Annotated in this window: 25 protein-coding genes; 3 read left to right on the top strand and 22 right to left on the bottom strand. The window is 65.0% G+C overall.

Features of this window, described 5'->3' with window-relative positions; genetic code table 11:
* Positions 1-9 precede the first annotated feature (9 nt).
* From N7650_RS01440 to ubiE, 9 genes are all read right to left on the bottom strand, one after another.
* Entirely contained in the window at positions 10-717 is a 708-nt protein-coding gene (locus N7650_RS01440; protein ID WP_009397753.1) for a 16S rRNA (uracil(1498)-N(3))-methyltransferase, read from the bottom strand.
* Positions 714-1,505, bottom strand: a complete 792-nt coding sequence (gene tatC, locus N7650_RS01435) for a twin-arginine translocase subunit TatC (RefSeq protein ID WP_009397754.1) — start codon at positions 1,503-1,505, stop codon at positions 714-716. Before tatC ends, N7650_RS01440 begins: the two co-directional genes overlap by 4 nt.
* Entirely contained in the window at positions 1,502-1,909 is a 408-nt protein-coding gene (tatB, locus tag N7650_RS01430; RefSeq protein ID WP_279896715.1) for a Sec-independent protein translocase protein TatB, read from the bottom strand. The genes tatC and tatB overlap by 4 nt, the downstream gene beginning before the upstream one ends.
* 4 nt (positions 1,910-1,913) lie before the next feature.
* Positions 1,914-2,186: a twin-arginine translocase TatA/TatE family subunit gene (locus N7650_RS01425; protein ID WP_009397756.1), complete on the bottom strand. Its 273-nt coding sequence runs from the start codon at positions 2,184-2,186 to the stop codon at positions 1,914-1,916.
* A gap of 25 nt (positions 2,187-2,211) precedes the next feature.
* Positions 2,212-2,547, bottom strand: a complete 336-nt coding sequence (locus N7650_RS01420; RefSeq protein WP_009397764.1) for a phosphoribosyl-ATP diphosphatase — start codon at positions 2,545-2,547, stop codon at positions 2,212-2,214.
* Positions 2,548-2,549: 2 nt separating this feature from the next.
* The gene (gene hisI / locus N7650_RS01415) at positions 2,550-2,942 is read right to left on the bottom strand and encodes a phosphoribosyl-AMP cyclohydrolase (protein ID WP_009397765.1); all 393 of its coding nucleotides are present in this window, start codon (positions 2,940-2,942) and stop codon (positions 2,550-2,552) included.
* A 73-nt stretch (positions 2,943-3,015) separates the two neighbouring features.
* Positions 3,016-4,620 carry a ubiquinone biosynthesis regulatory protein kinase UbiB gene (ubiB, locus tag N7650_RS01410; RefSeq protein ID WP_279896712.1) on the bottom strand — a complete coding sequence of 535 codons (1,605 nt, stop codon included), beginning with the start codon at positions 4,618-4,620 and terminating at the stop codon, positions 3,016-3,018.
* Complete coding sequence (locus tag N7650_RS01405) at positions 4,617-5,240, bottom strand: SCP2 sterol-binding domain-containing protein (protein WP_279896710.1); 624 nt, start codon at positions 5,238-5,240, stop codon at positions 4,617-4,619. The genes ubiB and N7650_RS01405 overlap by 4 nt, the downstream gene beginning before the upstream one ends.
* On the bottom strand, positions 5,240-6,010 hold the full coding sequence (gene ubiE / locus N7650_RS01400; RefSeq protein ID WP_009397771.1) for a bifunctional demethylmenaquinone methyltransferase/2-methoxy-6-polyprenyl-1,4-benzoquinol methylase UbiE: 771 nt from the start codon (positions 6,008-6,010) through the stop codon (positions 5,240-5,242). Before ubiE ends, N7650_RS01405 begins: the two co-directional genes overlap by 1 nt.
* Before the next feature lie 126 nt (positions 6,011-6,136).
* Between ubiE and N7650_RS01395 the strand changes: the two genes are divergently transcribed.
* The 3 genes from N7650_RS01395 (at position 6,137) to N7650_RS01385 (ending at position 7,809) form a co-directional block, all read left to right on the top strand.
* Complete coding sequence (locus tag N7650_RS01395; protein WP_009397773.1) at positions 6,137-6,412, top strand: polyhydroxyalkanoic acid system family protein; 276 nt, start codon at positions 6,137-6,139, stop codon at positions 6,410-6,412.
* A 133-nt stretch (positions 6,413-6,545) separates the two neighbouring features.
* Positions 6,546-6,965 carry a phasin family protein gene (locus tag N7650_RS01390; RefSeq protein ID WP_009397775.1) on the top strand — a complete coding sequence of 140 codons (420 nt, stop codon included), beginning with the start codon at positions 6,546-6,548 and terminating at the stop codon, positions 6,963-6,965.
* Between the two features lie 10 nt (positions 6,966-6,975).
* Positions 6,976-7,809, top strand: coding sequence for a phasin family protein (locus N7650_RS01385; protein ID WP_279896707.1), 834 nt, complete (start codon positions 6,976-6,978; stop codon positions 7,807-7,809).
* Positions 7,810-8,028: 219 nt separating this feature from the next.
* Here the strand turns inward: N7650_RS01385 and N7650_RS01380 are convergent, their stop codons facing one another.
* From N7650_RS01380 to N7650_RS01320, 13 genes are all read right to left on the bottom strand, one after another.
* Positions 8,029-8,643, bottom strand: coding sequence for a TetR/AcrR family transcriptional regulator (locus N7650_RS01380; protein WP_009397780.1), 615 nt, complete (start codon positions 8,641-8,643; stop codon positions 8,029-8,031).
* Between the two features lie 12 nt (positions 8,644-8,655).
* Positions 8,656-10,338, bottom strand: coding sequence for a class II poly(R)-hydroxyalkanoic acid synthase (gene phaC, locus N7650_RS01375; protein WP_279896705.1), 1,683 nt, complete (start codon positions 10,336-10,338; stop codon positions 8,656-8,658).
* A gap of 123 nt (positions 10,339-10,461) precedes the next feature.
* Positions 10,462-11,313 (bottom strand): poly(3-hydroxyalkanoate) depolymerase, encoded by an 852-nt coding sequence (phaZ, locus tag N7650_RS01370; RefSeq protein ID WP_009397782.1) that lies wholly within the window; start codon positions 11,311-11,313, stop codon positions 10,462-10,464.
* 58 nt (positions 11,314-11,371) lie between these two features.
* The gene (gene phaC, locus N7650_RS01365) at positions 11,372-13,051 is read right to left on the bottom strand and encodes a class II poly(R)-hydroxyalkanoic acid synthase (protein WP_279896703.1); all 1,680 of its coding nucleotides are present in this window, start codon (positions 13,049-13,051) and stop codon (positions 11,372-11,374) included.
* Between the two features lie 355 nt (positions 13,052-13,406).
* Positions 13,407-13,784, bottom strand: a complete 378-nt coding sequence (locus N7650_RS01360; protein WP_009397784.1) for a DUF971 domain-containing protein — start codon at positions 13,782-13,784, stop codon at positions 13,407-13,409.
* Between the two features lie 75 nt (positions 13,785-13,859).
* Entirely contained in the window at positions 13,860-15,197 is a 1,338-nt protein-coding gene (hslU, locus tag N7650_RS01355; protein WP_279896700.1) for an ATP-dependent protease ATPase subunit HslU, read from the bottom strand.
* 76 nt (positions 15,198-15,273) lie between these two features.
* Positions 15,274-15,804 carry an ATP-dependent protease subunit HslV gene (gene hslV, locus N7650_RS01350; protein WP_009397786.1) on the bottom strand — a complete coding sequence of 177 codons (531 nt, stop codon included), beginning with the start codon at positions 15,802-15,804 and terminating at the stop codon, positions 15,274-15,276.
* Positions 15,805-16,181: 377 nt separating this feature from the next.
* Positions 16,182-17,453, bottom strand: a complete 1,272-nt coding sequence (locus N7650_RS01345; RefSeq protein WP_279896698.1) for a dihydroorotase — start codon at positions 17,451-17,453, stop codon at positions 16,182-16,184.
* Positions 17,450-18,454 carry an aspartate carbamoyltransferase catalytic subunit gene (locus N7650_RS01340; RefSeq protein WP_009397789.1) on the bottom strand — a complete coding sequence of 335 codons (1,005 nt, stop codon included), beginning with the start codon at positions 18,452-18,454 and terminating at the stop codon, positions 17,450-17,452. Before N7650_RS01340 ends, N7650_RS01345 begins: the two co-directional genes overlap by 4 nt.
* Before the next feature lie 12 nt (positions 18,455-18,466).
* Positions 18,467-18,985: a bifunctional pyr operon transcriptional regulator/uracil phosphoribosyltransferase PyrR gene (gene pyrR, locus N7650_RS01335; protein WP_009397791.1), complete on the bottom strand. Its 519-nt coding sequence runs from the start codon at positions 18,983-18,985 to the stop codon at positions 18,467-18,469.
* Between the two features lie 44 nt (positions 18,986-19,029).
* Positions 19,030-19,464 (bottom strand): Holliday junction resolvase RuvX, encoded by a 435-nt coding sequence (gene ruvX, locus N7650_RS01330; RefSeq protein ID WP_279896695.1) that lies wholly within the window; start codon positions 19,462-19,464, stop codon positions 19,030-19,032.
* Complete coding sequence (locus N7650_RS01325; protein ID WP_064302598.1) at positions 19,464-20,033, bottom strand: YqgE/AlgH family protein; 570 nt, start codon at positions 20,031-20,033, stop codon at positions 19,464-19,466. Before N7650_RS01325 ends, ruvX begins: the two co-directional genes overlap by 1 nt.
* 48 nt (positions 20,034-20,081) lie before the next feature.
* Entirely contained in the window at positions 20,082-20,984 is a 903-nt protein-coding gene (locus N7650_RS01320) for an energy transducer TonB (RefSeq protein ID WP_279896693.1), read from the bottom strand.
* Position 20,985 lies beyond the last annotated feature (1 nt).

Genomic DNA, 20,985 nt, shown 5'->3' with positions numbered 1-20,985 from the left:
TGAGCGTTGTTAGAACAGACGCGCCAGCAGGGCGGTGACCGCAGTTTCCACGCGCAGGATGCGTTCGCCCAGTTGCACCGGGGCCAGCCCGGCCTTGCCCAGCAGATCGACCTCGTAGGGAATCCAGCCGCCTTCCGGGCCGATGGCCAGGGTCACCGGCCCCTCGACCCCGCGCGGGCAGGGCGGATGGTTGCCGGGATGACCGACCAGGCCCAGGGTGCCGGCTGTGATGGCCGGCAGGCGGTCCTCGACGAAAGGCTTGAAGCGCTTCTCGATCACGACCTCGGGCAGCACCGTATCGCGGGCCTGCTCCAGGCCGAGGATGAGGTTTTCGCGGATGGTTTCGGGTTCGAGGAAGGGCGTCTGCCAGAAGCTCTTTTCCACCCGGTAGCTGTTGACCAGCACCAGTTTCGCCACGCCCATGGTGGCGATGGTCTGGAACACCCGGCGCAGCATCTTCGGGCGCGGCAGGGCCAGTACCAGGGTCAGCGGCAGCTTGGCCGGTGGCGCCTGGTCGAAGCTCAGGGACAGTTCCGCTTCATGGCCTTCCAGGCGCTCGACCCGCGCCTGGCCCATCAGCCCGCCGATCCGGCCGACGCGCAGGCTGTCGCCCACCGCGACGCGATGGATCTCCTGCATATGGATGAAACGGCGGTCGCTCAGGACCGCGCGGTCGGCCGCAATGAAATCGGCCTCCTCGAGCAGCAGCAGGTTCACGGCTGGGTCGCTGGCGGCTGGTCGTCCGGGGTATCGTCGCTGGCTTCTTCTTCCTGGCGGCGCTTGCGCACCAGGCCGCCGAACAGCACGCCGATCTCGAACAGCATCCACATCGGCACGGCCAGCAAGGTCTGCGAGAAGATGTCCGGCGGGGTCAGGATCATGCCGACCACGAAGCAGCCGATGATCACGTACGGACGGATCTTGCGCAGGTACTGCACATCTACCACGCCGATCCAGACCAGCAGCACCACCGCCACCGGAATCTCGAAGGCCACGCCGAAGGCGAAGAACAGGGTCATGACGAAATCGAGGTAACTGGCGATGTCGGTCATCATCGACACGCCTTCGGGGGTGGCGCTGGCGAAGAAGCCGAAGATCAGCGGGAACACCAGGAAGTAGGCGAAGGCCATGCCGGCGTAGAACAGCAGGATGCTGGAAACCAGCAGCGGGATCGCCACGCGCTTTTCATGGCGGTACAGCCCCGGTGCGATGAACCCCCAGATCTGGAACAGGATGAACGGGATCGCCAGGAACAGCGAAACGATCATGGTCAGCTTGAACGGCGTGAGGAACGGCGAGGCGACGTCGGTGGCGATCATCGTCGCGTTGGCCGGCAGGTGCGCGCGCAGCGGCGCCGAGACCAGGGTGTAGATCTGCTGGGCGAAGGAGAACAGCCCGGCGAAGATCAGGAAGACCGCCGCCACGCAGCGCAGCAGGCGGGTCCGCAGTTCGGTGAGGTGCGACACCAGCGGCATGGGCTGGTCGTGTTCCGGAATCTCGCTCATGGGGCTCGCGGCGGTTGGGTCGGTTCGGTGGACGGCGCCGTGGCGGGTGCCGCTTCAGGCGTGACAGCGGGCGCTGCCGGCGCCACTGGCACGGGCTCGACAACTGCGGACGCCGCTGGCGGGGTGCCGGGGGGGGCAGCCGGATCCGGCGTCACGCTCTGCGGATTGAGAATGCGCCGGGCTTCCTGCTCCATCGAGAGGATGTGCTCGTTGTGCAACTGCCGACGGATCTCGTCGGCACCGATCTCGCGCTCCACTTCCTGCTTGATGGAATTGAAGCTGCGCTTGAGGCGCCCGATCCACAGGCCGGCGGTACGCGCCGCGCCGGGCAGGCGCTCGGGGCCGAGCACCACCAGGGCGACCAGGCCGACGAGCAGCAACTCGCTGAAGCTGATGCCGAACATGGGATCACTCTTTCCTTGCAGGTTCCTGGACCTTCTGCGCCTGGCCGTCGATGGTCTGCGGCTGGTTCAGCGGGGTGCCCTGCGGTGGTACAGGCTGGGAGGGTTGCGCGGCCTGGACGTTCGGGTCGGCCGGCTTGTCGTCTTCGTTCATGGCCTTGCGGAAGCCCTTGATGGACTCGCCCAGGTCGCTGCCGAAGTTCTTGAGCTTCTTGGTGCCGAAGACCAGCACGACCACGACCAGCAGGACGATCCAGTGTTTCCAGTCAAAAATACCCATGGTGCTCTCCTCGAATGAATGTCAGTCAGGCCGATGGCTGGCGAGCGGCTTTTTCGTCATGGCCGGACAGGCCGAAGCGGCGTTCCAGCTCGGCCAGCACGGCCTGCGGGTGCTGGCCCAGGGCACTGAGCATGACCAGGCTATGGAACCACAGGTCGGCAGTCTCATAGATCACATCGCTGCAGTCGCCGCTGACGGCGGCGTCCTTGGCGGCGATGATGGTTTCCACCGATTCCTCGCCGACCTTCTCCAAGATCTTGTTCAGGCCCTTGTGGTACAGGCTGGCCACGTAGGAGCTGTCGGGGGCCGCGCCCTTGCGCGCTTCCAGTACTTCGGCCAGGCGGCTCAGGGTGTCGCTCATGTTCAGTGTCCTGCGTTGTAGATGGCGTCCGGGTCCTTCAGGACCGGATCGACGATTTTCCACTGGCCGTCTTCGAAGACGCGGTAGAAGCAGCTTTCGCGCCCGGTGTGGCAGGCGATGTGGCCCAGTTGCTCGACCATCAGGATGATCACGTCGGCGTCGCAGTCCAGGCGCAGTTCATGCAGCTTCTGCACGTGGCCGGACTCCTCGCCCTTGCGCCACAGTTTGCCACGCGAGCGCGACCAGTAGATGGCGCGCTGCTCGGCGGCGGTCAGGGCCAGGGATTCGCGGTTCATCCAGGCCATCATCAATACGCGCCCGGTCTTGTGGTCCTGGGCGATGGCCGGTACCAGGCCGTTGCTGTCCCACTTGATCTCGTCCAGCCAGTCTTTCATGTTCGACTCCCAAGTCAGGCCACGGCCCCGCGCCGATGCCGGCGGCTAGTGTGCCAGCCGCGAGCCGTCGTGGCTATCGGCGCACCACCAGGTAGAGCCCTGCGGCGAGCATCAGCCAGGCCGGCCAGACGCTGGTGGCGACCAGGTTGCCGGCCGTGCTGGCGACGACTGCGCCGCCTGCGAGCAGGGCCGCCCCGACCAGGCGCAGGGCCCAGTGGTCCTGCTGCTTCCACGGGGCGGGCGGGTCATTGAGGTGCGGCTGCGACATGCGTTCGAGCAGGTCGCGGGTCATGTTGGCCAAGTGCGGCACCTGCTCGACCTGGCTGTGCAGGTTCTGCAGCAGGGTCTTCGGGCTCACCCGCTCGCGCATCCAGCGCTCCAGGAACGGCTGGGCGGTGGTCCATAGGTCCAGGTCCGGGTAAAGCTGGCGGCCCAGGCCTTCGATGTTCAGCAGGGTCTTCTGCAGCAGCACCAGTTGCGGCTGCACTTCCATGTTGAAGCGCCGCGCCGTCTGGAACAGGCGCATCAGCACCTGGCCGAAGGAAATATCCTTGAGCGGCTTCTCGAAGATCGGCTCGCACACGGTGCGGATCGCCGCTTCGAATTCGTTGAGCTTGGTCTGCGTCGGCACCCAGCCGGAATCGATGTGCAACTGCGCGACGCGGCGGTAGTCGCGCTTGAAGAACGCAAACAGGTTGCGGGCCAGGTAGTCCTGGTCTTCCGGGGTCAGGCTGCCGACGATGCCGCAGTCGATGGCGATGTACTGCGGGCTCCACGGCTTCACTGTGCTGACGAAGATGTTGCCGGGGTGCATGTCGGCGTGGAAGAAGCTGTCGCGGAATACCTGGGTGAAGAAGATCTCCACGCCACGCTCGGCAAGCATCTTCATGTCGGTGCGCTGGTCGGCCAGGCTTTCCAGGTCGGTGACCTGGATGCCGTAGATGCGCTCCATCACCAGCACTTTAGGCCGGCACCAGTCCCAATAGACCTGGGGCACGTACATCATGTCCGAGCCCTCGAAATTGCGCCGCAACTGGCTGGCATTGGCCGCCTCGCGGAGCAGGTCGAGTTCGTCGTAGATGGTCTTCTCGTAGTCGCTGACCACGTCCACCGGGTGCAGCAGGCGCGCGTCGGCCGATACCCGCTCGGCGCCGCGGGCGATCAGGAACAGCCAGGCCAGGTCCTGGGCGATCACCGGCTTGAGGCCGGGACGCACCACCTTGACCACCACTTCCTCGCCGCTCTTCAGGCGCGCGGCATGTACCTGGGCCACCGAGGCCGAGGCCAGCGGCTCGACGTCGAAGCGCGAGAAGACCTCGCTGACCTTGGCGCCCAGTTGTTCCTCGATCAGCGCCACGGCTTTCTGCGGGTCAAAAGGCGGGACGCGGTCCTGCAGCAGCATCAGCTCGTCGGCGATGTCCGCCGGCAAAAGGTCGCGGCGGGTGGAAAGCAACTGGCCGAACTTGATGAAGATCGGGCCGAGGTCCTGCAGGGCCAGGCGCAGGCGCGCACCACGGCTCAGCGCGGACTTGCGACGCGGCAGCCAGCGCCACGGCATGAGCAGGCGTAGCGAGGCCAGCCACCAGGGCAGGGGCAGGTCGAACAGCAGGTCATCGAGACGGTAGCGGATGACGACGCGCTGGATGCGCAACAGACGGCGTACGGCGAGCAGCTTCATGCGTTATCGCTGGATTCAAGGGATCGGGCAAGGCGCTCGATGCGCGCCTCGAGGCGTTCAATGTCGAGCTTGAGGGTATCGAGTTCGGCGAAGCGGGCTTCGGCTTCACGCTGGCCGACCAGGGTGCGCGATTCCTCGGCCAGGTACTCCGAGGCGGTGCGACCCAGGCTCGACAGGCTGCTGCAGGTCCAGCGCGCGCGGCTGCGCAAGTGGCTGCCGAGCAACTGGGTGGCGACCGGGCCGAGCCAGCGGGAAACTTCGTACTCCCAGTCCAGCTCCAGGTCCTGGAGTACGCCGACCAGGTCGAGCAATACGGTGCTGTCGCCGTCCAGTTCGACCTGCGGGCTGTGCAATACGGCGGTCTTGTCCTGGCTCAGGGCCAGTTGTACCAGGCTGCTGGCCGGGGCGCGCAGGGTGCAGTCGGGAGCATTGGCCCACTGGCTGGCCAGGAGCAGGCCTTCGTCGCTGGGCAGGATGAACAGTTGCAGGGCCGGCTGGCGGCAGTCGATGGCAATCACCTTGCCATCGAGGGGCGCCAGGCGCGGCAGCGCGGTGCTGTCCAGGCGCAGGACACGGTTGATGCCGTGTTCGACGCTGGCGAGAAGGCCGGCGACCAGCATCAGGGCTTGATACCGCGATGCAGGGCGACGATGCCGTTGGTCATGTTGTGGTAGGTGACGCGGTCGAAGCCGGCGTCGACCATCATGGCCTTGAGGGTTTCCTGGTCGGGGTGCATGCGGATCGACTCGGCCAGGTAGCGGTAGCTTTCCGAATCGTTGGTGATCAGCTTGCCGGCCAGCGGCATGAAGGCGAAGGAGTAGGCGTCGTAGACCTTGGACATCAGCTTGCTGGTCGGCTTGGAGAACTCCAGCACCAGCAGGCGACCGCCGGGCTTGAGTACACGCAGCATGGAGCGCAGGGCGTCGTCCTTGTGCGTCACGTTGCGCAGGCCGAAGGCGATGGTCACGCAGTCGAAGTGGTTGTCGGGGAATGGCAGTTTTTCCGCATCGGCCTGGACGAACTCGACGTTGCCGGCCACGCCCAGGTCGAGCAGGCGGTCACGGCCGACCTTGAGCATCGAGGCGTTGATATCGGCCAGCACGACCTGGCCGGTAGGGCCGACCAGGTGGGAGAACTTGCGGGTCAGGTCGCCGGTACCGCCGGCGATGTCCAGGACCCGGTTGCCGCTGCGCACACCGGACAGCTCGATGGCGAAGCGTTTCCACAGGCGGTGCATGCCGCCGGAAAGCACGTCGTTCATCAGGTCGTATTTGGCGGCTACCGAATGAAAGACCTCGGCGACCTTGTCGGCTTTCTGGCTTTCAGGAACGCTCTGGTAACCGAAATGAGTGGTGGGTTCGGCGTTATCGCCTTTGCGCTGCTCGTTCATATCGCTTCACCGGGAAAAATTACTCGCCATTCTAGGGCGTGGAACTGCATTTGTCTTGGCGGGGTTGTCGCGGCTGTAGGCGGGGGCATAATGCGCCAGTATGCCCTTGCAGCCAGGACCTCATGAATGACCCAGATCAGCGTTGAACGTAAACACAGCCTCGGCCGCGACGCCGCCCGTCAGAAGGCCGAAGCCCTGGTCGAGAAGCTCTCCCGCGAGTACGACCTGAAGGCCCAATGGAAGGGTGACCGGGTAGAGGTCAAGCGCAGCGGCGCCAATGGCAGCGTGGAGATCGGCGACGACAGCATCCGTGTGGAACTCAAGCTGGGCATGATGCTGTCGATCATGGGCGGCACCATCAAGGCCGAGATCGAGCGGGCGCTGGACAAGGCGCTGGCCTGAATCCTGCGACCGGGGCGTGCAATGCGTCCCGGTCTTTAGGGTGTCGATTCTAATTTTTCTCCGTAACGTGCTCTGCAATCCCCGATCCGTGGGTAGTTCTTCCATTCCTTTCAATGAGTGCGAGGTGCAGAACATGGCCAAAGTGATCCTGAAGAAAAAAGACGATGTCCAGGGCAGCCTGGGTGAAGTGCGCGGCTATGCGCGCAAGATCTGGCTGGCGGGCCTGGGCGCCTACACCCGGGTCGGCCAGGAGAGTGCTGATTACGTGAAGGACCTGATCAAGGCCGGCGAAGCCGTGGAAAAACGCGGCAAGAAACGCATCGATCGCGAGCTCGACGCGGCCAACGGCGAGATCGATTCGGCCAGGCAGGAGCTGCGCAGCGTCAAGGGAAAAGTCGAAGTTCAGCTCGACAAAATAGAAAAGGCTTTCGACACACGGGTCGCCAGCGCCTTGAATCGCATCGGCATTCCGTCTAAACATGACGTGGAGACACTTTCCGCCAAGCTCGATGAGCTGACGGCATTGCTCGAACGTGTCGCGGGCAAACAATAAGGAGAGCGGGATGGCTGGCAAGAAGACTACTGAGAAAGAAGGCAGCTCCTGGATCGGGGGAATCGAGAAGTACTCCCGCAAGATCTGGCTGGCGGGCCTGGGTATTTATTCGAAGATCGACAAGGACGGCACCAAGCTCTTCGACGATCTGGTCAAGGATGGCGAGAAAGCCGAGAAGCAGGCCAAGAGCAGCGTCGACACGGCCAAGGAGACCGCAAAGTCGGCGACCTCCCGTGTCGGTGATGTGAAGGACCGCGCGCTGGGCAAGTGGAGTGAACTGGAGGAAGCGTTCGACAAGCGCCTGAACAGTGCCATCTCGCGTCTCGGCGTACCGAGCCGCAACGAGGTCAAGGCGCTGCACAGCAAGGTCGATACGCTGACCAAGCAGATCGAGAAGCTGACCGGCAAATCGGTGACGCCGGTTTCCGCGGCCAAGCCTGCGGCGGCCAAGGCGACTGCTGCGAAGCCGCTGGCCAAGGCTGTACCCAAGGCAGCGGCCAAGCCTGCGGCGAAAACCGCGGCGGCCAAACCTGCAGCCAAGGCAGCTGCGGCGAAACCTGCGGTGGCCAAGCCGGCAGCCAAACCGGCGGCGGCGAAAACCGCTGCTGCGAAACCGGCTGCCAAGCCTGCGGCCAAGCCAGCAGCGAAACCCGCTGCCGCCAAACCGGCAGCCAAGCCGGCTGCGGCGAAGAAGCCGGCGGTGAAGAAAGCTGCGGCGCCGAAGCCTGCTGCTGCCAAGCCTGCGGCTCCGGCTGCCAGCGCGGCTCCAGCAGCCAGCGCCGCACCGGCCGCCAGCAGCGCTCCGGCGCCATCGGCACCCGCCACGCCCACCAGCCAGACCTGATCACAGGCGGCAGCAAACAAAACGCCCGGCTCAGTGCCGGGCGTTTTGTTTTGTCCTTTCGGGCCTCATCGCTGGCAAGCCAGCTCCCACAGGTACAGTGCCGCTCTCAAGGGCAGTGGTGACCCTGTGTGGGGTTTGCCAGCGATGGGCCTCAAGCCTTGCAGATGCCTCCGGCAACGGCGCGAACCTGTGGGAGCTGGCTTGCCAGCGATAGGGCCATCAGCCTTCCAGATACCTCAAAGCCAACTGCTCCGCCGCATGCCGCGACGGCAATTCCAGGTGCGGTGCCACCAGCATCATCACCTGGTACACCACCACACCCACCTCCGCTTCCTTGGCCAGTACCCGCTGGTAATCCAGGGAAAACAGCAAGGTCAGGGTGATCTGTTCCACCAGTTGCCCCAGCGCCCGGGTGTCGCTGATCACCTGCCCCTGCGCCTTGAGATTGGCCAGCAGCGTGGCCAAGGTGCGTTTCAGTCCGTTGAGCAGGTTCCTGATGCCCCGCGCCAGCTTGGGCAGGCGCCCGGTCAGGTTCGACAGGTCCTGGAACAGGAACCGGTACTGCGCCATGCGCTCGACGATCAGGTGCAGGAACAGCCAGTAATCCTCGGCATCCAGGCGCACTTCCAGCGGCGGATCGAGCAGCGGCGTCAGTTCCTCCTCGAAACGCTCGAAAAGGCCGAGCACCAGCGGCTCCTTGCCGTGGAAGTGGTAATACAGGTTGCCAGGGCTGATCCCCAGTTCGTTGGCGATCTCAAGGGTCGAGACGTTAGGTTCGCCCTGCTCGTTGAACAGCAGCAGGGCACATTCAAGGATGCGGTCGCGGGTCTTCATCCGGTCCTCTGCTCAGCGCACCAGCACGTACTGGCCCGGTGCAGGATCCATGGCCGGGTAGCTGGCGCTGCCCAGGCTGGTGCCGGTTTCCCGCAGGGCGCCGGAACGCCCCTGGATCCACTCCAGCCACAATGGCCACCAACTGCCCTCGGTCTTTTCGGCATCGTAGTACCAGGCCCTCGGGTCGCCGCTGAGCTTGGCGTTGAGCACATAGTGCGCCTTGGGATTGCCCGGCGGGTTGATGATGCTCTGCACATGGCCGCTGTTGGACAGCACGAAGCGTCGCTCGCCGCCGAGCAGCAGGGCCGAGCGGTACACCGCGTCCCACGGGGTGATGTGGTCGTTGTGCCCGGCGACATGAAAGCTGTCGACGCCGATCTTGCCCAGGTCGATCGGCGTGCCGCATACCTCCAGCCCGGCGGGATGGGCCAGCGGGTTGTATTTGAAGAAGTCCAGCAGGTCGCCATGCAAGGCGGCGGGCAGGCGCGTGGTGTCGTTGTTCCAATAGAGGATGTCGAACGGCGGCGGGGTCTTGCCGAGCAGGTAGTTGTTGACGAAATAGTTCCACACCAGGTCGTTGGGGCGCATCCAGGCGAACACCCGGCTCATCTCGCCACCGTCGAGCACGCCTTGCTGGTACGAGCGACGCTTGGCCGCCTCGAGGGTCTGCTCGTCGGCGAACAGGCTGGCGGCGCTTTCCATCTGGCTGTCCAGCAGGCTGACCAGGTACGTGGCGCTGTGTACCCGGCGCAGTTGCCGCTTGGCCTGCAAGTGACCCTGCAACGCCGCCATGGTCAGGCCGCCGGCACAGGCGCCCATCAGGTTGACGTCGCGGCTGCCGGTGATGGAGCGACAGACGTTCAAGGCTTCCTCCAGCGCCGCCACATAGCTCGACAGGCCCCATTCGCGATGACGCGGGTCGGGATTGCGCCAACTGATCATGAACACCTGGAGGTTGTTCTTGAGCATGTACTGCACGTAGCTGTTGCCGGGGCCGAGGTCGAACACATAGAACTTGTTGATCTGCGGCGGCACGATCAGCAACGGCCGGGCGTACTGCTTTTCGCTCATCGACTTGTACTGGATCAGCTCCAGCAGCTCGTTGCGAAACACCACAGCGCCCGGGGTGGTGGCGAGGTTGCGCCCGACCTCGAAGGCATCCTTCGCCACCTGGCGCGGCATGCCGTTGTTGTGGCGCAGATCGTCCAGCAGATGGCCGATGCCGCGTACCAGGCTCAGCCCGCCGGAATTGAAGACTTCCTTGACCGCCTCGGGGTTGAGCAGGGTATTGCTCGGCGACACGGCATCGTTGAGCAGGGTGAAGAGGAAGTGCGCGCGGGCGCGGTCGTCCTCGTCCAGGCTGCTTTCATCGATCCACTGGCGGGTCTGTTTCTGCCAGGCCAGGTAGGCCTGCAGGCCTCGGCGATAGAAGGGGTTGAGGCTCCAGGCCGGGTCCTTGAACCGATTGTCCCGCGAACCGGGCTGGTGCAGGGTATCGCCCAGCAGCACGCGGCCCAGTTGGCCGCCCAGTTCGAGCAGGTGACGTGCGGTGTAGAGCGGATGGCGCAGCCCATGGCGACCGACGTTGCGCAGGGTCGAGACCAGGTCGCGCCCGCGCAGTCCTGTGATCGCGCTCTGCACATTGATATAGGTGGAGGGGGTAGGCGCTACCGCCTTCACGGGCTTGTCTTTCATCGGGCAACACTCCGTCGTCGGGCCATCGACAAACTGAACCAGGATTCATGAGCGACTCCACCTCGACCAGCGCGCCCGCATGCTTCGACGCTCCTGTCGAAAGTGCGGGCGATGAGGTGCGGTTCAGGCGCTCGGGGCGGGCCGGGGGTGCATGACGGCGCGTTGGCGTTCCTCCTGGAGGAACTTCATGATGATCGGCGCCACCGCCTCGGCACGGGTAATCAGAAACAAATGTCCATCGTCGATTATGTGTAGCTGGGCATTGGGGATTCGCCAAGCCAGGAAACGCATATTGATCAGCGGGATCAGCGGGTCGTCGTCGCCGGCCAGCACCAGGGTCGGCTGCTGGATCTTGTGCAGCCAGTGGGCGCTGGTCCAGCCGAGGCCGGCGAACAGCTGCCAGTAGTAGCCGAGCTTGCCGCCCGAGCGCACCTTGGACGCATGGTGCAGCGCCAGGTCCGGATCGCGGCGGAAGGCGCCGCCGTAGATCAGCGGGGCGATGCGGATCACGTGGGAAGGCTGCACGTAGCGCCGCGGGCTCGCCATCATCCACAGCACCTTGGGCTTGCCCGGCACCATCACTGCGCCAGCGGCCGTGGCAGCCAGTACCAGCTTCTTGCAGCGCTCCGGATAGTCATGGGCGAACTGCTGGGCCAGGGCGCCGCCCCACGACACGCCGATGGCGTTGACCTGGCCGTAGTCGAGGTAGTCGAGCATGCGCGCGGCCAGCTTGGCCAGGCCGGGGAAACGATAGGGATGCCTGGGCGTGGACGAACCCCCGACCCCGGGCACATCGAAGGCAATGACTTCGAGGTCCGGGTCCAGGGCCTGGATAAAGGGAAATACCAGCTCGAGGTTGGCGCCGATGCCGTTGAAGATCAGCAGCGGCGTCAAGTGCGGCTTGCCGGGGCGAACCGCGGTGCGGATGGTCTGGCCATCCAGGTCGACGGTTCGGAAAACGTACGGTTGCGGCATGCGCGGACCCTGTTTGCTAATAAGGCGCCGCCGGCTTCAGGCCGGCGGCGCGGCGGTTTCAACGCTCGTGGACGTAGGTGCCCGGCGACGCCTCGCCCGCCGGATAGGCCTTGTTGCCGAGCACGGTCGGCGCCGGTTTCAGTTCGCCGGAGCGCTCGCCCAGCCAGTTCTGCCAGTACAGCCACCAGGAATCGGTGTGCTTGTTGGAGTTTTCCTGCCAAGCGTTGGGGTCGGCAGGCATCTCCTTGCTGGTCATGTAGCGTGCCTTGGGGTTGCCCGGCGGGTTGAGAATGCTCTGGATGTGTCCGCTGTTGGACAACACGAATTCGACGTTGCCCCCGAACAGTTGCGCCGACCTGTAGCAGGACTGCCACGGCGTGATGTGATCGGCGGTTCCGGCGACGCAGAAAATATCGGTGCTGACCTGCTTGAGGTCGATCGGCGTTCCGCATACCTCAAGGGCATTGGGGCGGGTCAGCGGGTTGTTCTTGAACATCTCGATCAGGTCGCCGTGGAAGGCAGCCGGCAGGCGCGTGGTGTCGTTGTTCCAGAACAGGATGTCGAACACCGGCGGCTCGTTGCCCAGCAGGTAGTTGTTGACCCAATAGTTCCAGATCAGGTCGTTGGGCCGCATCCAGGCGAAGACCTTGGCCATGTCGCGGCCTTCCAGCACCCCGGCCTGGTAGGAATGGCGCTTGGCCGCCTCGAGGGTCTGCTCGTCGACGAACAGCGCTACCTGGGTATCCAGTGTGGTGTCGAGCACGCTGACCAGCAGGGTCAGGGCATTGACCTTGCGCTCGCCCAGCGCGGCGTAGTGGCCGACCAGCGCGGTGCAGGTGATACCGCCGGAGCAGGCGCCGAGCATGTTCAGGTCGTCGCTGCCGGTGATTTCCAGCACCACGTCGACCGCTTCCTTGAGCGCGTCGATATAGGTCGACAGGCCCCACTCGCGCTGGGCCTTGGTCGGGTTGCGCCAGCTGATGATGAAGGTCTGCACCGTGGAACGCAGGCAGAAGCGCGCCAGGCTTTTTTCCGGGCTGAGGTCGAAGACGTAGAACTTGTTGATCTGCGGCGGCACCACCAGCAGCGGACGCTGGTGGACCTGCTCGGTGATAGGGCCGTACTGAATGAGTTCCAGTACATCGTTGCGGTACACCACGGCGCCTTCGCTGGTGCCGAGGTTCTTGCCGACCTCGAAGGCCTCCATGTTCACCTGGCTGGGCATGCCGCCGTTGTTGACCATGTCCTTGGCCAGGTTGGCCAGGCCGTCGAGCAGGCTCTTGCCACCGGTTTCGAAGAAGCGCTTGACCGCCGCCGGGTTGGCCATGCTGTTGGTCGGGGCCATGGCTTCGGTCATCAGGTTGATGACGAAGTGGGCGCGGCTGATATCGGTATCGGACAGGTTGCTGGCGCCGACCCAGTCATGCAGCTCCTTGCGCCAGGCCAGGTAGGTCTGCAGGTAGCGGCGGTAAAGGGGGTTCTGGCTCCAGGCCGGATCGTTGAAGCGACGGTCGTCGCTTTCCGGCTGCAGGCTGGATTTGCCGAAGATCACGTCCTTGAGCTCCATGCCGAAGTGCGCGACATGCTTGGCGCTGTGCAGCGGTTGCCGGATGGCCTGGCGCAGCACCATGCGGGCAGAAGTCAGCAGATCCTTGCGGCGCAAGCCTATGACCGGGTTCAGACCCAGCGTGTTTTCCGAGGCTTGGCGCTGCAGGTCATCGTTACTCTTGTTGCTCATCTACGACGCTCCGTTGTCCTGAGACGAGTACCGCTCGGCGACTGGCGACTACCAGACCAATGCCGGTACTGCTGCTCGGGTGACCAATGATAACGAGTTGCGATCCTGCGGCCGGCCGAGAGGGGCGTTGAGCGTTGCGGGGTAATGTCCGCATCGAGAAGACTGCCTGCTTTCGCTCGCTTTCTCGGCATCCCGGCCCGTTCCCTTGCTCCGTGCAGAGGATGCAGGGAACCTGCCAGGTCCATTGGTTACCCGACTTTCCATCAATGCGCAAGCCGGCCAGATGATGGCCGGTGCCGCAGGCATTCAAGCAGATCGGTTTAGAAAATGCGCTCTAAAACAGCAGAGTGCCGGGCTAGAGCATCAGCTTGATGACAGACTCGGACGGGTCGCGGGATTTGCCGGCAGCGGCGAGATCCTTGAGGTATTCGGCCCAGAGTTCGTCCTGGCGCAGGCACAGCTGTTCGAGGTACTCCCAGGTGAACAGTCCGCTGTCGTGGCCGTCGTCGAAGGTCAATTTCAGTGCGTATTGGCCGGCGGGCTCGATCTTGTCCAGGCCGACGCCAAGCTTGCCGAACTGCAGGATGGGATTGCCGTGGCCCTGGACCTCGGCGGAAGGGGAGTGTACGCGCAGGAACTCGGCGGGCAGGTGATAGACCTCGCCCGGGCCGTAGGTCAGGCTCAGGGTCTTCGAGGCTTTGTGCAGGTTGATTGCGGTGGGCAGGCGGGACATGTCGGGCTCCTTGGCTACAGGGCCGCACGCTACAAGCTGGACATCGGCGACGTCCAGCCCGCAGCGTATCGAGGCTTACAGAATGTAGCGCGACAGGTCTTCGTTCTGTGCCAGTTCACCGAGATGGCTGTTCACGTAGTCGGCGTCGATGCGGATCGGCGCTTCACTGTGGGCAGCGGCCAGGTCGCCGGCGCTGAACGACACTTCTTCGAGCAGGCGTTCGAGCAGGGTGTGCAGGCGACGGGCACCGATGTTCTCGGTCTTCTCGTTGACCTGCCAGGCGATCTCGGCGAGGCGCTTGATGCCTTCCGGGGCGAACTCGATATGCAGGCCTTCGGTCTTGAGCAGCTCGCTGTATTGCAGGGTCAGCGAAGCGTGCGGCTCGCTGAGGATGCGCTCGAAGTCTTCCGGGCTCAGGGCCTTGAGTTCGACGCGGATCGGCAGGCGGCCTTGCAGCTCGGGAACCAGGTCGCTCGGCTTGCTCAGGTGGAACGCGCCGGAAGCGATGAACAGGATGTGGTCGGTCTTGACCATGCCCAGCTTGGTGTTGACGGTGCAGCCTTCGATCAGCGGCAGCAGGTCGCGCTGCACGCCTTCGCGCGAGACATCGGCGCCGCCGACGTTGCCGCGCTTGGCGACCTTGTCGATTTCGTCGATGAACACGATGCCATGCTGCTCGACCGCTTCCAGGGCCTTGGCCTTGAGTTCTTCCTCGTTGACCAGGCGTCCGGCTTCTTCGTCACGCACCAGCTTGAGCGCTTCCTTGACCTTGAGCTTGCGGCTCTTGCGCTTGCCCTTGCCCATGTTGGCGAACAGGCTCTGCAACTGGTTGGTCATCTCTTCCATGCCCGGCGGCGCGGAGATATCGACGCCCATGGCTTCGGCCACTTCGATCTCGATTTCCTTGTCGTCCAGCTGGCCTTCGCGCAGGCGCTTGCGGAACAGCTGGCGGGTGTTGGAGTCGGCGCTTGGCGCGGCGTCCTCGTTGAAGCCGGCGCGGGCCGGTGGCAGCAGGGCGTCGAGTATACGGTCCTCGGCGGCATCTTCGGCGCGGTGGCGCACGCGGATCATTTCCTGCTCGCGGAGCATCTTGATCGCCGCATCGGCGAGGTCACGGATGATCGATTCGACGTCACGGCCGACATAGCCGACTTCGGTGAACTTGGTCGCTTCGACCTTGATGAACGGCGCATTGGCCAGCTTGGCCAGGCGGCGGGCGATCTCGGTCTTGCCGACGCCGGTCGGGCCGATCATCAGGATGTTCTTCGGGGTGACTTCGGCACGCAGCTCGGCAGGGAGCTGCATGCGCCGCCAGCGGTTGCGCAGGGCAATGGCGACGGCGCGCTTGGCGTCGTCCTGGCCGATGATGTGGCGGTTGAGTTCGTGGACGATCTCGCGGGGGGTCATGGACATGGTATGTGGTGGTCCCGTGGCGGTGGTGTCAGCGTGGAAAAGCCCGGCGGTGTATCCGGGCGCCAGAACAGCTGAATCACTCGGCCAGGTCCTGCTCCTCGATGGTCAGGTTGTGGTTGGTGAACACGCAGATGTCGCCGGCGATGTTCAGGGCGGTCTCGGCGATTTCCCGGGCCGACAGGTCGGTCTTTTTCAGCAGGGCGCGGGCGGCGGCCTGGGCGTAGGCGCCACCGGAACCCATGGCGATCAGGCCGTCCTCGGGTTCGACCACGTCACCGTTGCCGGTGATGATCAGCGAGGCGTCCTTGTTGGCGACCGCGAGCATGGCTTCCAGGCGGCTCAGGGAACGGTCGGTACGCCATTCCTTGGCCAGCTCGACGGCGGCGCGGATCAGATGGCCCTGGTGTTTTTCCAGTTGGCCTTCGAAGCGCTCGAAGAGGGTGAAGGCGTCGGCGGTGGCACCGGCGAAACCGGCGATGACCTGGCCGTGGTACAGGCGACGGACCTTCTTGGCGTTGCCTTTCATCACGGTGTTGCCGAGGGAAACCTGGCCGTCGCCGCCCATGACGACTTTGCCGTGGCGACGAACTGAAACGATGGTGGTCAAGGGAGAGTCTCCACGCAGCGGGGCGAAAATGCCTGTGCAGACTCATATGGGGGTGCAGGGAAGGATTTCAACCTTGGGGGACGGGTGGTGCGACCTTGGTCGGAGACCGCAGTGCCCTCAATCGCTGGCAAGCCAGCTCCCACAGGGACCACCTCAGGCCTGAGCCTTGCAGTGAACCTGCCACAGGGATCACCTCAGGCTTGAGCCTTGCAGTGAACCTGCCACAGAGACCATCTCAGGCCTGAGACTTGCAGTAAACCTGCCACAGGGACCACCTCAGGCCTGAGCTTGCAGTTAACCTGCCACAGGGATCACCTCGGGCCTGAGCCTTGCAGTGAACCTGTGGGAGCTGGCTTGCCAGCGATGCTTTTAGCGTCTCAGCCTTCGTGGCTGATATGCCCATCCACCACGGTGTACCGTACGGCACCCGGCAGGCAGTGGCCGATGAACGGGCAGTTGTCGCCCTTCGAGCGCCATTGCTCGCCCGCCACGGTGGAGGCTTGCGGGTCGAACAGCACCAGGTCGGCGGCGGCGCCGGTCTTCAGCTCGCCTGCCGGCAGGCGCAGCGCCGCAGCAGGGCCGGTCGACAAGCGCTTGACCAGGGTCGGCAGGTCCAGCAGGCCATCGGCAACCAGGGTCATCGCCAGCGGCAGCAGCAGTTCCACGCTGCTGATGCCCGGCTCGGTGGCGCCGAACGGGGCCAGCTTGGCATCCCGCTCATGCGGCTGGTGATGGCTGGAAATCGCCTGGATCACGCCGGACTTCACCGCTTCACGCAGGCCGTCGCGGTCGGCGCGGGTGCGCAGCGGCGGTTGCACGTGGTACAGGCTGGAGAAGTCCACCAGCGCGTCATCGGTGAGAATCAGCTGGTACAAGGCAACGTCTGCGGTTACCGGCAGGCCGCGGGCCTGGGCCTGGGCGATCAGTTGCGCGCCACGGGCGCTGGTCAACTGGCTGAAGTGGGCGCGTACGCCGGTCTGCTCGACCAGCAGCAGGTCACGGGCCAGGGCCACGGTTTCCGCGGTTTCCGGGATGCCCGGCAGGCCGAGGAAGCTGGCCATGGCACCTTCGTGGGCCAGGCCGCCGGCGGCCAGGTCGCGATCTTGGGAGTGGAAGATCACGGTCAGGTCGAAGGTCGCCGCGTACTCCAGCGCCCGGCACAGGGTGCGGGTGTTGCCGAAGCTTTCCAGGCCATTGCCGAAGGCCACACAGCCCGCATCGCGCAGGGCCACCAGTTCGGCCAGTTGCTCGCCTTCCAGGCCCTTGCTCAGGGCGCCGATCGGAAACACCTTGGCATGCCCGGCCGCACGAGCACGGTCGAGGATCAGTTCGGCCACGGCCGAGGTGTCCAGCACAGGCTTGGTGCGGGGCGGGCAACACAGGCTGGTCACGCCACCGGCAGCGGCGGCGCGGGTTTCGCTGGCGATGGTGCCCTTGCGGCTGTAGCCCGGCTCGCGCAGGGCCACGCTGAGGTCGACCAGGCCTGGAGCGGCCACCAGGCCGGCGGCGTCGATGCTGCGCGTGGCCTTGAATCCGGCCGGGGCGGCGCCGATGGCGACGATCCTGCCGCCTTCGACGTGCAGGTCGGTGACCTGGTCCAGGCCGCTGTTGGGGTCGATGACCCGGGCGCCGAGGATACTGAGGGTCACTGGGCGTTCTCCTGCTCGAATTGACGTTGGGCGTTCTGCCCGCTCATGGCCATGGACAGCACCGCCATGCGCACGGCGATACCGTAGGTGACCTGGTTGAGAATCACCGAATGGGCACCGTCGGCCACCGCCGACTCGATCTCGACGCCACGGTTGATCGGCCCTGGGTGCATGACGATGGCATCCGGCTTGGCTCCGGCCAGGCGCGCGGTGGTCAGGCCGAACAGGCGATAGAATTCGCCTTCGCTCGGCAGCAGGCCGCCGGCCATGCGCTCGCGTTGCAGGCGCAGCATGATGACGACATCGACATCCTTCAGGCCCTGGGCGAGGTCGGTGTAGACCTTCACGCCGTACTGCTCGATACCGATCGGCAGCAGGGTTTTCGGCCCGATCACGCGGATGTCCGGGCACCCCAGGGCCTTCAGTGCCAGCATGTTCGAGCGCGCTACCCGCGAGTGCAGGATGTCGCCGACGATGGCTACGGAGAGGTTTTCGAAGCCGCCCTTGTGCCGACGAATGGTCAGCATGTCGAGCATGCCCTGGGTCGGGTGGGCGTGACGGCCGTCGCCGCCGTTGATGATCGCCACCTCAGGGCACACGTGCTCGGCGATGAAGTGCGCGGCACCGGAGTCGGCATGGCGCACCACGAACATGTCGGCGGCCATGGCCTCGAGGTTGCGCAGGGTGTCGAACAGCGTCTCGCCCTTGCTGGTCGAGGAGGTCGACACGTTCAAGGTGATCACGTCCGCCGACAGCCGCTGGGCGGCCAGTTCGAAGGTGGTGCGGGTACGGGTGGAGTTCTCGAAGAACACGTTGCACACGGTCTTGCCGCGCAGCAACGGGACTTTTTTCACCGCCCGGGCGCCGACTTCGAGGAAGGAGTCGGCGGTATCGAGGATTTCGGTGAGCAGCTCGCGGGGCAGGCCGTCGAGCGAGAGGAAGTGGCGCAGCTGGCCCTGGTCATTGAGCTGCAGCGGGCGCTTGGCGTCGATTGGCGTCATCGCGGGGGACTCTTAAAGGGCGGAAGCGGGGGCGAGGTCCTGGCGCTCGAGGGCGAGCGGCGCGGGGCCGGTCAATTTTACCCGTTCGTGGGCGGCCAGCGACAGGGTCGCGCCAACCACGTTCGGGCGGATCGGCAGTTCGCCAGCATCGAGGTCGAGCAGGCAGACCAGGGTCACGCTGGCCGGGCGGCCGTAATCGAATAGCTCGTTGAGTGCGGCGCGGATGGTGCGACCGCTCATCAGCACGTCGTCCACCAGCACCAGGTGCTGGCCTTCGATCTCGAACGGCAGCTCCGACGGGCGCACCTGCGGGTGCAGGCCGTTCTGGCTGAAGTCGTCACGGTAGAAGGATACGTCCAGGGTGCCGAGGGGCTCCTGGCTGCCCAGCTCGTCCAGCAGGGCCTGGGCCACCCAGACGCCACCGGTACGGATGCCGATGTAGCGTGGCTCGGTGATGGCGCGGCGGCTCAGATGGGCGCGTAGGTCGACGGCCATCTGCCGGATCAGTTCGGCGGGATTGGGTAGGCTCATGCTTGCTCCTGGAAAGGGCCGGTTCATAACCGATGATCGGGGAGTTACGACTGTGCGGCGTTGGCCTCCAGCCAGCCTTGCAGCAGCAGGGCGGCGGCGATGGCATCGACCGGGTTGTCGCGATAGCTGCCACGCTGGCCGCCGCGGGCCATGCGCTCGCCCTTGGCTTCGAAGGTGGTCAGGCGTTCGTCGTGGGTGTGTACCGGCAGGTTGAAGCGGCCATTCAGGCGCCGGGCGAACTTCTCGGCACGCTCGCTCATCTCGCTGGGGCTGCCATCCATGTTCAGCGGCAGGCCAACGACAATGGCGTCGGGCTTCCATTCCTTGATCAGCTTTTCCACCTGGTTCCAGTCCGGCACGCCGTTCTGCGCCTTCAGCGTGCACAGCTCGCGGGCCTGGCCGGTGATGACCTGGCCCACGGCGACGCCGATCTGCTTGCTGCCGTAGTCGAAACCCAGCAGCAGACGAAGCTCGGCCATCAGGCGTGCCCCGCCTGGCTGGTCAGCAGGCTCAGGTTGATGCCCAGGCGCGTGGCGGCGGCGTTCAGGCGCAGCTCGGTATCGGTAGCGAAGAGGATTTCCGCGTCGAACGGGCAGTTGAGCCAGGCGTTGTCGGCCAGCTCCGCCTCCAGTTGCCCGGCTTCCCAGCCGGCGTAGCCCAGGGTGATCAGGCTCTGCCGCGGACCGTTGCCCTCGGCGATGGCGAACAGCACGTCCTGGGAGGTGGACAAGGCCAGGCCATCGAGCTGGATGGTGGCCTGGTAGGTGCGGTCGTTGGTGTGCAGGACGAAGCCCCGGTCGGTCTGCACCGGCCCGCCGATGTAGATCGGCACGTTGACACTGAGCGGCGAGGGTTCTTCCTCGGGACGCAGTTGTTCGAGGATATCGGCCAGGTTCAGCTCCTGCGGGCGATTGACCACCAGGCCCATGGCACCGTTCTCGTTGTGCTCGACGATATAGGTCAGGGTCTGGGCAAAATTCGGGTCCGCCATGTGGGGCATGGCGATCAGGAACTGATGCTTGAGGTAACTCGGGCTGAAATTTTTCATACCGGCTAGTGTGGCGGCGAGGGGCCGGGCTGACAAGCTGCAGCGTCGTTAATTGCTGGAGAGGCGGTCGCCGCGGGCAAAGCGCCAGGTGCGGACGATTTCCAGGCGGTCGACGTCGGCAAGGTCGCCCGTGAGCGGTGCGAAAGGCGCCGCCAGGCGCACGATGCGCTGCGCTGCCTGGTCCAGCAGCGGTTGCCCGGACGACTCGAGCACCAGCACTTCGTAGAGCGAGCCGTCGCGATTGATCGACACCATCAGCCGCAGGCTACCGTAGATCTGCTGGCGGCGGGCTTCGTCGGGATAATTCAGGTTGCCGATGCGCTCGATCTTCTTGCGCCATTCGTCCTTGTACCAGGCGCCCTTGTCCCGTGCGGTCGAGGCGGCGCTGATGCGGTGGATGCGCGGGCGCTTGGCGTACAGCTGCTGCTCGTTGGCCAGTTCCGCTTCGAGGCTGGCGATCTGGCTGGACAGTTGCGAGCTGTCGAAATCCGGCGTTTCGGCCTTGGAAGCCGGCTGTGGCTTGGCTTCCTTCGGCGCGTTCTGCACTTTCTGCGGCTTGGGAGCGACAGTGGTGACCGCCGCCTTGGCCGGCGGTGGCGGCACCTCTTCCTTGCGCGCTACCGGGGGTGGCGTGACCTTGTTGACCTTGCTGTCCTGGAACGGCGCTACTTCGGTGGTCTTCGGTACTGCCGCCTTGTCCAGGGTGCCGCTGCCCTGCTGGTTTTCCTGGGCAAGGAAATCGGCCTTCTGCGGCTTCACCTCGCTCTTGAACATCGCCAGGGTGATGTCCATGGAACGACGGATTTCCTCCGGTTTGGCGAAGCTGAAGCTCACCCCGAGAATCAGCGCCAGGTGCAGCAGCGCCGCCACGAACAGGGTAAAGCCGAGGCGGTCCGCCGGGCGGACGCGGGGCGGGACGAAGTCTGCGGGGATATCGGCGGGAAGCGTCATC

Source organism: Pseudomonas sp. GD04058 (genome assembly GCF_029836855.1).
Lineage (GTDB): Bacteria > Pseudomonadota > Gammaproteobacteria > Pseudomonadales > Pseudomonadaceae > Aquipseudomonas > Aquipseudomonas bharatica.
This window is presented reverse-complemented; position numbering and strand designations above follow the sequence as displayed.

Coding starts and splice junctions, on each gene's coding strand:
- N7650_RS01405 (WP_279896710.1), bottom strand. CDS start 5,240: ATGCTGGTCGCCGGCCTTCTCGCCAGCGTCGAACACGGCATCAACCGT.
- N7650_RS01380 (WP_009397780.1), bottom strand. CDS start 8,643: ATGAAGACCCGCGACCGCATCCTTGAATGTGCCCTGCTGCTGTTCAAC.
- tatC (WP_009397754.1), bottom strand. CDS start 1,505: ATGAGCGAGATTCCGGAACACGACCAGCCCATGCCGCTGGTGTCGCAC.
- N7650_RS01390 (WP_009397775.1), top strand. CDS start 6,546: ATGGCCAAAGTGATCCTGAAGAAAAAAGACGATGTCCAGGGCAGCCTG.
- hslU (WP_279896700.1), bottom strand. CDS start 15,197: ATGTCCATGACCCCCCGCGAGATCGTCCACGAACTCAACCGCCACATC.
- N7650_RS01425 (WP_009397756.1), bottom strand. CDS start 2,186: ATGGGTATTTTTGACTGGAAACACTGGATCGTCCTGCTGGTCGTGGTC.
- hisI (WP_009397765.1), bottom strand. CDS start 2,942: ATGAAAGACTGGCTGGACGAGATCAAGTGGGACAGCAACGGCCTGGTA.
- N7650_RS01385 (WP_279896707.1), top strand. CDS start 6,976: ATGGCTGGCAAGAAGACTACTGAGAAAGAAGGCAGCTCCTGGATCGGG.
- ubiE (WP_009397771.1), bottom strand. CDS start 6,010: ATGAACGAGCAGCGCAAAGGCGATAACGCCGAACCCACCACTCATTTC.
- N7650_RS01360 (WP_009397784.1), bottom strand. CDS start 13,784: ATGTCCCGCCTGCCCACCGCAATCAACCTGCACAAAGCCTCGAAGACC.
- N7650_RS01395 (WP_009397773.1), top strand. CDS start 6,137: ATGACCCAGATCAGCGTTGAACGTAAACACAGCCTCGGCCGCGACGCC.
- phaZ (WP_009397782.1), bottom strand. CDS start 11,313: ATGCCGCAACCGTACGTTTTCCGAACCGTCGACCTGGATGGCCAGACC.
- pyrR (WP_009397791.1), bottom strand. CDS start 18,985: ATGAGCCTACCCAATCCCGCCGAACTGATCCGGCAGATGGCCGTCGAC.
- ubiB (WP_279896712.1), bottom strand. CDS start 4,620: ATGAAGCTGCTCGCCGTACGCCGTCTGTTGCGCATCCAGCGCGTCGTC.
- N7650_RS01420 (WP_009397764.1), bottom strand. CDS start 2,547: ATGAGCGACACCCTGAGCCGCCTGGCCGAAGTACTGGAAGCGCGCAAG.
- phaC (WP_279896705.1), bottom strand. CDS start 10,338: ATGAAAGACAAGCCCGTGAAGGCGGTAGCGCCTACCCCCTCCACCTAT.
- ruvX (WP_279896695.1), bottom strand. CDS start 19,464: ATGGCCGAGCTTCGTCTGCTGCTGGGTTTCGACTACGGCAGCAAGCAG.
- N7650_RS01320 (WP_279896693.1), bottom strand. CDS start 20,984: ATGACGCTTCCCGCCGATATCCCCGCAGACTTCGTCCCGCCCCGCGTC.
- N7650_RS01325 (WP_064302598.1), bottom strand. CDS start 20,033: ATGAAAAATTTCAGCCCGAGTTACCTCAAGCATCAGTTCCTGATCGCC.
- tatB (WP_279896715.1), bottom strand. CDS start 1,909: ATGTTCGGCATCAGCTTCAGCGAGTTGCTGCTCGTCGGCCTGGTCGCC.
- N7650_RS01340 (WP_009397789.1), bottom strand. CDS start 18,454: ATGACGCCAATCGACGCCAAGCGCCCGCTGCAGCTCAATGACCAGGGC.
- phaC (WP_279896703.1), bottom strand. CDS start 13,051: ATGAGCAACAAGAGTAACGATGACCTGCAGCGCCAAGCCTCGGAAAAC.